The following is a 10888-nucleotide window of genomic DNA, read 5'->3' on the forward strand; positions in this document are numbered from 1 at the left end:
GCTGACCACGCGGCTGGGGCCAGCAAGTTTTGTACTCTGTACTTGTTACTTAAACAGTTCCAGTTCACCTAAGCTCAGGTAATTGCCCAGATCATTTGAGACATCAAGGCGATAGTACTGATAGTGTGCCTTTGAGTCCAGACAGTATTCAGACATAGCCGGGAAGTCGGGCTTGTCACCTGACCCAATGGGTGTCCAAACCTGTTGATCGTTACTGCCAAACAGTTTCCAGCTGGTGGTGATCCAGGTTGTGGTGTGATTGTAGCCCTGAGCAAGTGCGATTTTTGATACCGCTTCTGCCTGAGGCAAAGTCACATAAATAGATTCCTGATTTTCTTTGGAGAACCAGACGTGGTTGTAGCTGTAGACCACGACCCCATCATTCAGGTGATTAATGCTGCCATGGCTGGTGGTCGCGACCTCAAATGCGCTGATATCAACTTTTTCATCTGCCAGCTGGCAGGCGCGGTTGGGCACAGTACCATCTCCTATGGTCAGCTCGAAATCGCCGCTTTGTTCAGTGACATCGACCCAGTGTCCGTACCAGCCGTTGAAATCCAGTGACGGGGTGCCATAGTAGGTGGCTTTTATTCCGTCGTTGTTGATCACATCAAAGGTAATATACTTAGTGCTATCTGGTGCATTGATCTGAGGTTGAGCACTGTGTACCTGGCTGCCCGAGACGATGCTGCCCTGGCTGTCAGTGGCAATAAAATGCGTACCACGAAACTCAGGTGTAAAGGTTGTCAGTTTATCCTGAGTCAGCAGGTTGTCTCTGAGGCTGTCCTGTTTGAGGATCAGTCCATCGCTTTGCGCTGTTGCAGAGCAGGCAACCAGTGCCAGCGCACTCAGTAAAAATTGGGTTTTTTTATTGGTAAACATCGTTATTCCTTAAATTATCCTTGTTTCCAGTAACCCATTTTAAGGGACAAATGAGTAATTAAGAAGGCTTTAAGGGTATAAAGTTTGCTTTATGTCACAGTTGGCAGCATCGTATTTTCAAAAAGCCATTCAATACGAGATAGGTGAGGGAGCCATAAGGCCCCTATTGCATGTTCAATTGCATCGCGGGTGCTGAGTGTTCCGGAGGCTAAAGATAAAGTTCAATTGAATAGAGTAAACAGTACTTACCAGCTGAACCGGCCCAAACCTTATCGTCATGGCCGCGTGCAATTACTTTTGATTTGGCGTGATATGCAGACAATAAAACAGATAAATTGGCCTCAAAACCAGGATCCGCCTTTTTCATCCAATATCCGTCAGGGCAAGATTCCTCAGGGGCCGCGAGTTTAAATACCACATCACCCTGACCATATTGTGAGTATGTAATTAAGGTGGCGACCGTTGTTTTGCTTGAACCCTTGACCGCAGCAAAAGTTAAGCTACTGAAAGTACAAAGTATGATTAAAAGTAGGGTAATCCAGGTTTTCATTGTGTCAGTTCTTTAGCGTTAAATAAGCAATGATACACAAAATATTGTGCTCAAAAAACACCCAGTTGTTTGTGTTGGCATTAAATTTTTGTGCAAAGCGCTTGCCAGTGGTTACAAACCCTGTTGCTTGCGCAGAATATTTTGGTTTTCGTTGAACGTGATTGTTCCAATCTGGCAGACATCAAGGATACAATGTGGCCGCTTAAGGAGAAAGTATGCTGCAAAACACCATCCGTCAGAAAATATCAAAACGCTCTGTACCTTTGCTGGTCTACCCCTGCCTGCTTTTTTGCTGGCTGTTAAGCCTTGGACCGGATCTGGCTGTGAGTAACTTTTATCAGCAGATACAGATAGCGCTGACCATGGTGTTTGGTTCATTTATCGCCGGCGGCACGGCGCTTGGCGGCGGGGCAGTGGCCTTTCCCGTCATGACCAAAGTACTGTCTGTTGAGCCGTCGACTGCGAAGGTGTTTTCGTTGGGTATTCAGTCCTTTGGCATGGTTGCCGCGACACTGACTATCTTGTTTTTTAAGATCCGTTTTTATCATAGGGTTGTATATTCGGCGCTGCTGGGGGCGATCCCTGGCGTAATCATTAGCCTGACCCTATTGGGCGACCTGCTGCCAAGACTGGCAATTAAATCCTTATTCAGCGTACTGCTGATTTTGTTTGCGGTGACCCTGATAAAGCAGCTCAGAGTTGGTATTCAGTCTCATTTGACAGAGAGCTCGACTGATTATCAGTTTATCCCTTTGGTTGGATTTATTGGTGGGCTAGCAAGTGGCCTGGTGGGATCCGGAGCCGATATTTTTATTTTTGCCTACCTGGTTTTAATGCTGAAAAAAGACATCAAGGTTGCCACGGCAACCAGCGTGATCATTATGGCCATCACCTCTGTTGTGGGCACGATGACGAATATGCTGGTACTGGACACACTCACACCCGAGATCCAGCTGATGGTGCATGCAGCCATCCCCGTGGTGATCCTCGGTGCACCGCTGGGGGCACTGGTGTGTGCAAAACTACCTGAGCGCGGCGTGGTTAATATGTTATTGCTGCTTATCGCACTGGAGACCGGCTTCACAGCGTATGAGTGTGTCAGACTGTATTTGTAGGTAGAAATAGCCTGTGTAGAGCTGACATACGAGTTTCGTACTACGAGAATGTACTGATAAAACACTTAGCTGCTGAGTGGCAGTAAGTATAAGTGTGAGAAGGAAGTGCACTGGTTTTTTTAAAACTATCTCCGCTTATGGTTAACCAGACGTCGAGAGCGAGCCAATATCAGGCAATGAAGCCTAACCCAGCGCCCATTACTTCTTATGAGGCAGGACCCAATAGCGAAAAACGCTCAACGATGGTATTTTACGGCAATCTTGATAGTAGGCAGATATCAGATTCCATTAAGGATGCAGCATTGATAGAAATCAGACGCATAGCTGAGGGGTCAGATAAATAGCGGTAGACGTGCTAAAGACAGCATCAGGTTTCCACGTAAGCCACCTATCGGGTCAATCGAATAACGCCGTGAAATATCAAACAAAGCAAATGGCTTTTATTTTTCCAAGGATTAAACATGGAACACTCCAATCCCACCCATACGTTTACTATATCCAGGCAATATCTACTACTTGCAGTATTGGCTGTATCTATTTTTATATGCATATTCATTGTTAGCTGGGCACGCACACCTGAATACAGGCCATTGGTGCAGGATATGCGGGTGGTTGATGCCGTTAAAATAGTCGACATCCTTGAAATGAATGATATTTCCTACAGGGCAGAACTGTCTCAGCATATTTTATATGTTCTTAAGCGAGATGCCGATCAGGCGCGCCTGGCACTGGCCAGAGCCGGATTCGTGTTCGAGTACCCTGAAAAAGATCGATTCACCGGATTACCAGAGGCATGCACCTTACTGGAAGAGCAGGCCGGGGAGAAAAAAGTGAAACCTTTGTGGGAGCAACCCTGGTTTATGCAGTCCCAGAGGTTGCTTATGGGTGCACTTGTAATGATAGTCTTTGTACTGGCTGTTATACGACCAGCGTTGTCTGCTCTGATTTACCCTCAGGCCAAGAAGTAATCATGCGGATTTCATAAAACAGAAGAATTATCATGGGCAGCGAATTCTCGTTTGTATTTTTGCTTCTCACGTTGCTTATTTTTACAAAATTTCGTATAGAAATGGTCCCCAAATTTAGCACACGCACTTAGATGAATAATCTGTTATTAATAGACCAATACAAATTGGAGCAGATTATGAGCAAGAAACGCAGAAACCATTCACCAGAATTCAAGGAAAAAGTAGCTCTTGCAGCTGCCAGAGGCGATAAAACAACCGCTGAGTTGGCAGCCCACTACAATATTCATCAGATCCAGATCACTACCTGGAAAAACGAGCTGATACAAAATGCCGCTAGCTTGTTTACCGGAAAATCTAACTCTGGTCAGCAATCAGATGAAGATGTCGAGAAATTGCACGCTAAAATCGGTCAGCTGACAATGGAGAATGATTTTTTGGCGAAAGTGCTCGGTCGTTAGCAAGAGCACATAAGAAAAATAAACTCGACAAAACACATTCGCTGGCATTAAAACGCCAGTGTGAATTGCTGGAAATTAGCCGTGCTTCTGCCTATTACAAGCCCAAGGGTGAATCGCAGGAAACGCTCGACATTATGAAGGTGATTGACGACATACACCTGAAGTATCCATTCATGGGTAGCCGGCGGCTCGTCGACGAACTGGCCAAGTTAAACTACCAGGTCAACCGTAAGAAGGTGACGAGACTGATGCGTTTAATGGGGATCTTGGTTTTGTATCCAAAACCGAAAACCACCGAGCCTGACAAAGCACACCGCATTTACCCTTACCTGCTCAGGGATACAGAGGTAACGTATGCAAACCAGGTGTGGGCAACAGACATCAGCTATATCCCGATGGCCAAAGGATTCGTGTATGTTGTTGCGATCATAGACTGGTTTAGTCGTAAGGTATTGTCGTGGAAACTATCGAACACGCTTGATACGCATTTTTGCCTCGAAGCATTGGACGAAGCGCTACAGCGTTACGGTAAGCCCCAGATATTTAACTCAGATCAAGGGTGCCAGTTTACTAGCGATGTATTTACGGGCAAACTGAAAGAGAACGGCATCAAGATAAGCATGGATGGCAAGGGCCGCTGGGTCGATAACGTCATGATAGAACGGCTATGGCGAAGCCTGAAATATGAAGAAGTGTACCTGAAAGCATACGACTCAATCAGAGAAGCGGAGCGAGCGAGAGATAGGCAACTACTTCGTATTTTATAATGAGGAACGAATACATCAGAGTTTGGAAAAGCAAACGCCTGATGAGGTATACCATGCGACACAGAAGTTCGCAGCATAAAGGAAGATTGTTCATCTAAAAAATGGCTGAGTGTGTCTAACCAATGGGGTCCAGCTCTCTTCCTTTATAGCCCGATTTTAATCGATACAGAAAAGTAGGTTCGCCCCCTGATAAGCTGAAAAAAACTGGACAACAACAGGACACTTTCCATCAGGTACAAAAAAGCCAGTTAAAGATTATCTCTCTAACTGTCTGTTTTATAACACTTTAAAGTGGTGGTACTTACGGAAAATGAGTTGAACCAACTGTTCGATGAAATGGCGAGAATCGAAGACATTTTGCAGGACACTTCACTTGGTCATAAGAAGCGTAGATTTGAGCCAAAAAGAAGTCGCTACGTTAGCTAAAGGTGTTACTTCTGATCTAATGTGCTAGCTACTGTAGTAGTGTGATTACGTCAACATCGTTTGGTAATCACACTCATTCATATAGTACAGGGTGGTTCACCGCTTATCTATATTTGCCCTAAGTATTTCATCGTACTCATAAAAGGCTGCTGTTAATGCATTGTACTTTTGTCCAAGTTCAGATGACTCATCAATGCGCAGCTTTACTTGACCTATAAGCTCCCTCAGTTCTTCCCTTATCCAGATGACTTGGTGTCGAAAAAGATATAACTTGAGGACGTGTATCATGTATGTTCCAACGTCCGAATTAGCATCAATAGTTCCGTCTCTATTTCGCATCAAATTATCGTCATATTCCAATGAGCAAGGGTGTATAAAGCCTTCGTCATCCTTGGTGTGGATATTAGGGTCATCCGTAGGCCATTTATTTGACTTTCCTCGATTGCAAATAGGGCATGAGTAAATTAAATTACTATACTCGTTTTCAAGATGTTTAAACTTATCTTGAGGGGCAAAATGGTCGATTTGGAAGCCAGCTTTTCCGCCAAATACAAAGTCAGGAGAGCCGCAATAGCCGCAGCAGCCTGAAAAATCACTTTTCAGTGAGTCCTTATAATCTCGATAGTTTTTCTTTTTTGAAACATCTGAATATGAAGGCTTTACTCTATGGATGCTAACCATTTTTTGTCTCACTCAGTAAGTCTTTTGTTACTTCAATCAGTTCTATGATCTGAGATGTACAATTGGATTGTTTTAAAACCCTTGATATTTGCTCTCCTCCAGCGTGCAAGTCTAAGAGGCTATCTAAATCAATTAATCTAGATTCTTTTTCGCTAGTCCAGCTTGTTGAGTCTCTTAACTTGATGAGTTCTTGGTACTCTGAGGTTAAAGAAATTAATCTTCGTTTATTCTTTTCAACTTGCTGTTGAAGTCGGTCATAAAACGATACTTCGTGTTCCAATGATGTATCATCTAGTTTGTCTAAAACAGATTTGGGATAGACTTGATAAACATCAACAGAGTCTGACTTAACGGCGTTGTCCTCAAACGCAGTAAGAACAAAGCATGACAGAAAAGGTTGCCGTTCTTTCAACTCTTTAACTAAATCAGCTCCAGTAAATGAAACATCACAGCTATCCGATAACTCATAATCTGTAACGACAGCATCGACCTCTCGGCCCGACATGACTAACTCATATGTTTCTTCTAGACTATAGAGTGGCTGAATACCCGTAATAGTTACATTCATATCTACAAGTAGGATTGAGCTTTTGAAAGAGTTAATTTCAGTTTGCTCATCGTCAATATAAACAATATTCATATTTACTTCCTTGAAATAGGTTGCTCAACTTTACTTGGAATACTTATTTTGACAGAAAAGCCGCTTTCTCCTGGCTTAGAAAGGACGCTAATATTTCCATCTAAATCTTCAATACTTCCTTTTACCAGTGACATCCCTAAACCAGTCCCTATTATATTTCCTTGGTTATCAGTTTTAGTTGTAAATAAAGGTTCAAATATTTTATTAGCATTGGAGATTGTCTTTGACAGGCCTGGACCTGAATCTTTGTAGATAAACTCTAATTCCTCTCCGTTAAGTAGCACGTTGATACTAATGATTTTTTCTCCTCTAAAACCTAGGTTTTTAAAGGCTTCGTATGAATTAGAAATTAAATTGTTGAATATAGCATCTAACTCAATTTCAAAACATTTAATGGCTGTTCCTGGAATGATATCAAAAGAGAGCTCAGCATTCTTTGATGATAAATGAGCTTCCCAAAAGTTATGCAATGTAGAAAAGTAATCTTCCAAATCAATGGTTTTGCTTTTTCTGCGATCTTGCTTCAGAGTATCTAATGTCAATTTTAGCCAAGCATTTAACTTATCGTCTTGCTGTTGCATGTCAGCGATCATTGAAAATGGATCTAGTGAAGGGTCTACTTTGGAAACGTCTAGATCGAAGAGGTTTAAGACTTTTATCAATTTCTTATGCCGCGCAGATAGGTTATTGCTCATTTTTTTAAAATCATGTGCAAATGATGCGATCATAGCTCCAGAGCCAGCAAGCACCCTTAGCAGCTTATTCTCTTCTGTTAGATTATCAATTTTCTCATCTTGGATCTTAGCATGCTGAACTAAAACATCGATTTTTTCCTCGTCTTGTGACTTTTCGTCAGTTGTGAATAAATCCGGTTCTTTGGGCTTTGTGGGCTTATGAGACTTTATGATGTTTTTAGATTGCTCGACAATTTGCTCTTCTACATTTTTTTGTTTGTGCAAACTATCCAGAATTGACGCAACGTAGCTTCTTTGATATTCGAGTTCCTTAACTAGAGCAACCAGCAGGTTTTTAAAAACTGCCAGGTAGTCATTGTCAATCAGTCCTTCACGGTTGGACTGATCTTCAATCCCTACGTTTTTCAACCGAGATATATGAGCGATGCCAGCTAATTGATGGGCTCTAACTCTCCATTGTCCTTTTCTACTTGGAGCAGCAGGGCTAGCAGCAGCTCTTTCATCAAGCTTGAGCCAGTCGAAGTTACTGCCAATACCATAGGGCCTGACTCTCATATTGTCACGATAGATCTTTACTCCACCGTTGAGGCTTAGCCACTTATTCCTTAAGGTTTGATTTACTGATTTATAAAAATATTTGAGCTTCTCATCATTAGATGATGCTTTTTTTAAAAAGTAGGCAGAAAATTCGAAGTCGCCCAGATTATCAAGGGTTTGTTTTAGCTCTGAGCTTTCGTTCGAGTTTGGGATAAGGTTGTCAACTTTTACTACTCTTTTGTACTCACCGTTCTTGAACTCTTCTTCTGAAAATAGCGGCTCATTAATATAACCCTGAGTTTTAAAGAAATCATAATCAAAGCTTTGTTTATCATATTCAGCAGGGTAGAAAGTTAACTCAGCTGAACCATTGGCTATTTTTGCTGAAAGTTTCCAGTCGTATTCATTATAATCACTATAAGTCAGTTCACCATAGTCTTCTTCATGTTTGTTCGCATAGAGAGAGATTTTAAAGTCGCTCTCTTCCAGTGGCGGGAGTAGGGATTTTAAGTTTTCAAATAACCTCGATATCCGCGCTTTAGGCCAAAACTCCCTCAGATTGCTGATGCAAATCAATGTGCCTGATGAGCTGGGATTGTTGTAAAGGTGGGATTTGAGTTCTGTTAGACTCTCCAAACTATCTGAAAAAGAAAAATCCCTTATTTCAAGAGAGGCTTGTACTTGGTCTAGTGTTTCTTTGTCTTCAAAGTCATCCCAATTAACATTCCAGATGCAAGGCTGGTTGCTTTCTTGAACCGTTTTCATTTCACATGACTTGCCGAGTTTATCTAAGGCAAAGCGTCCAATCCCTTTTGCTCCAGACTTTATACGACCTCTATCAGAAATTGCGCTAAGTTCTTTTGCATTTGTCCCAATGGTCATCCAATGCTCTTCAATTATTTTGGATGTCATTCCTTCTCCATCATCTGCAATGACAATCATATTGTCTTTAGAAAAGATAGATGAAAGAAGTTCCCTGTTAGCGCTAGATAGCGTGTCTTTCAAAAGGTATGTCTGATCTAAATCGGAATACTCATAAGCTTTTTTTAAACAGTTGCGTTCTATATCCGCATTTAAAGTAGACTCAACATCTAAAAACTCCTTGTTTGTTAAGAGTGGGGGAATTTGCTCAAATTTGCTGAGAATGAAAATTTGACATTGTGAGGCATCTGCGTCATAGCTGTTCTTTACAAGCTCTATAATAGCCCCCTCTGCCGAGGAAATACTTTCCCTTCCTATTAATCTAGCTGTTTTTGCAGAAACTCTAAACTCAACAAAATTTTTTTCTAATTTTTCTTTAGGCATTAGCTTTCCCTTAGCCTTCTACGTTTAACTTTTTGGTAAATGTTATGAACCCTGATTATGTCATCTGGTGACAGGCCTTTAATTGAAGATAAAACTTTCTCATCATTTATTTTAATTAAGTCTTCTATTGTCTTCTTTGATTTGAAGTTCTGTGAAAAAAGAGAGAATTCTTCTTTTTCTATATCTACATATGGTACGGGTAGGCTTTTAAACTCATTTGGGGTTAGCTCTAATACTCCGCCACCATAATACCGTCCGTTTAGTTCGGAATATAAAAGTGTCAATGAGTTGTAAAATGAGTAGGCAAATGCTTGTATGTTATAGTCACTTTTCATTTTTATTCTATAAGCAGAGTCAGTAACGTATACATCGGCATTGTTTACGACCAGTTTGGGGTACTTGTGACCTCTCTTAAAGAATAAACCTTCGCTTTTCCATATTGAAGGAACATCAAACCACCGAGGTCTTAATTTACACTTGTATCTTTGATGTATTTCTAGTTCCCGTCCCTTTTTTAGGTATTGCATTAATGAATCCGAAAATTCGCTTTCTTTAACACTATTCAAATCAATCAAGTAGCATGGCTTGCCACTATTTGATATTTCATTATAGTCAGACTCGGATATTTCAACAGAGCCGTTTATAAATATTCCCCGTTGAACAATTTTCTTTGCATACTTTTCCAGTTTGTATTTCTTAACGTCATCGCTAGTCAAAATAAAGTAAGAGTTAGCAGCCGTAACTATGCCTGCTACGGAGGTGCAAAAATCTGAAACTTTTTTGCATTTTTCTGAAACTCCCTCTAAAAATGACATATCCTCTTCAGTCAAAATATATGAAGACCACTTCGCATTATGATCTCCATGGTGGCGAGTGAAAGTCAAATTTTGAGAGCGTAGTTGACTGACAGTAGACACTTCGGCGAAGTAAAGGCCATTTTCCATTTCGGTTTTTTTATATGCTATAAGAATTACAGTATCTTGCTCGATATCCTCAAACGCAAGTGACTTAAATGAAATTATTTCGAGTCGTTCAAATCTATCCAATAAGTATTTTCGTATCTCTTTGGAATAATTTACTTGTAAAAGCTCTGTTGGAAGAACAAACGCTAATATTCCTTTATTTGATAAGTGTGATGCGGACTTTATTAGAAAGGAAGTCCATATATTAGAAATTTCTTTGTTTTCTAAGCCATTTGATATATGTATTTGCTTACACTTCTCAGCCTGTTTGTCATCTAATCTTTTTCTTGCTATATAGGGCGGGTTGCCGATTATTAAATCATAGCTGGACCTGGTTTCCCAAAAAAGGAAATCACCATTATACACGTTAACGTTTGGCGTTTTTTTGTCCAGCACCAATTGGTGCGCATGTGAGTTCAATTCCACTGCGTCTGCGGTGTAAACTGTATCACCAAAGGCAGCAGAAAACGTATCAAGAAAAACTCCATCACCACAACTTGGCTCGAGTACTTTAACTTTTTTATACGCTGTATAGTTTTTGCTGACTCTTTCTGTTAGCCACTCGGCTATTTCAACCGGTGTGTAGAAAGAACCGTTAAATTTAGTATTCAATTAGCGTATCCCACTTAAACAACAATGCTTGTCATTTCCTCAATTTTCACTTATTTTCAATATATATCACACGGCACTTGGGCGCAATCAGACAATGGGTAGCGAAGAAATATTCACAGTTCAAGAAGTTTCTCAATTTTTAAAAATTGCTGAAAAAACAACCTATAGATTGGCGCTTAAAGGGGAAATACCGGGTTTTAAGGTCGGAGGTTCTTGGAGGTTTCGAAAAGCTGAGATTGAGAAGTGGATCAGAGAGCAAGAAAAGCAATGTTTGTAGTGGTCAACTAATC

General features: G+C 41.0%; 9 protein-coding genes and 1 pseudogene. 4 read left to right on the forward strand and 6 right to left on the reverse strand.

All coding sequences use genetic code 11. The features are described 5' to 3' along the window. Window positions 1–45: 45 nt before the first annotated feature. Complete coding sequence (locus tag CWB98_RS07680; RefSeq protein WP_138544328.1) at window positions 46–882, reverse strand: hypothetical protein; 837 nt, start codon at window positions 880–882, stop codon at window positions 46–48. 208 nt (window positions 883–1090) lie between these two features. Then, window positions 1091–1432 carry a hypothetical protein gene (locus CWB98_RS07685; RefSeq protein ID WP_138544329.1) on the reverse strand — a complete coding sequence of 114 codons (342 nt, stop codon included), beginning with the start codon at window positions 1430–1432 and terminating at the stop codon, window positions 1091–1093. 215 nt (window positions 1433–1647) lie between these two features. Between CWB98_RS07685 and CWB98_RS07690 the strand changes: the two genes are divergently transcribed. The 3 genes and pseudogenes from CWB98_RS07690 (at window position 1648) to CWB98_RS07700 (ending at window position 4819) form a co-directional block, all read left to right on the forward strand. Further along, entirely contained in the window at window positions 1648–2547 is a 900-nt protein-coding gene (locus CWB98_RS07690) for a sulfite exporter TauE/SafE family protein (protein ID WP_138544330.1), read from the forward strand. Between the two features lie 461 nt (window positions 2548–3008). Next, complete coding sequence (locus CWB98_RS24720) at window positions 3009–3515, forward strand: hypothetical protein (protein ID WP_138544331.1); 507 nt, start codon at window positions 3009–3011, stop codon at window positions 3513–3515. Between the two features lie 176 nt (window positions 3516–3691). Continuing rightward, window positions 3692–4819, forward strand: a pseudogene (locus CWB98_RS07700) (IS3 family transposase). 443 nt (window positions 4820–5262) lie between these two features. Here CWB98_RS07700 and CWB98_RS07705 read toward each other — a convergent pair. The 4 genes from CWB98_RS07705 to CWB98_RS07720 are packed head-to-tail and all read right to left on the reverse strand — an operon-like array spanning window position 5263 to window position 10598. Continuing rightward, window positions 5263–5847, reverse strand: a complete 585-nt coding sequence (locus tag CWB98_RS07705) for an HNH endonuclease (protein ID WP_138544332.1) — start codon at window positions 5845–5847, stop codon at window positions 5263–5265. After that, the gene (locus CWB98_RS07710; protein ID WP_138544333.1) at window positions 5840–6487 is read right to left on the reverse strand and encodes a response regulator; all 648 of its coding nucleotides are present in this window, start codon (window positions 6485–6487) and stop codon (window positions 5840–5842) included. The genes CWB98_RS07705 and CWB98_RS07710 overlap by 8 nt, the downstream gene beginning before the upstream one ends. Before the next feature lie 2 nt (window positions 6488–6489). Continuing rightward, window positions 6490–9024 carry a sensor histidine kinase gene (locus tag CWB98_RS07715; RefSeq protein WP_138544334.1) on the reverse strand — a complete coding sequence of 845 codons (2535 nt, stop codon included), beginning with the start codon at window positions 9022–9024 and terminating at the stop codon, window positions 6490–6492. After that, on the reverse strand, window positions 9024–10598 hold the full coding sequence (locus CWB98_RS07720; protein ID WP_138544335.1) for an Eco57I restriction-modification methylase domain-containing protein: 1575 nt from the start codon (window positions 10596–10598) through the stop codon (window positions 9024–9026). Before CWB98_RS07720 ends, CWB98_RS07715 begins: the two co-directional genes overlap by 1 nt. Before the next feature lie 94 nt (window positions 10599–10692). On the opposite strand from CWB98_RS07720, the gene CWB98_RS07725 reads away from it, so the two are divergent. Then, on the forward strand, window positions 10693–10875 hold the full coding sequence (locus CWB98_RS07725) for a helix-turn-helix domain-containing protein (protein ID WP_138544336.1): 183 nt from the start codon (window positions 10693–10695) through the stop codon (window positions 10873–10875). Window positions 10876–10888: the final 13 nt, after the last annotated feature.

It is taken from the genome of Pseudoalteromonas rubra (genome assembly GCF_005887115.1).
GTDB lineage: Bacteria > Pseudomonadota > Gammaproteobacteria > Enterobacterales > Alteromonadaceae > Pseudoalteromonas > Pseudoalteromonas rubra_F.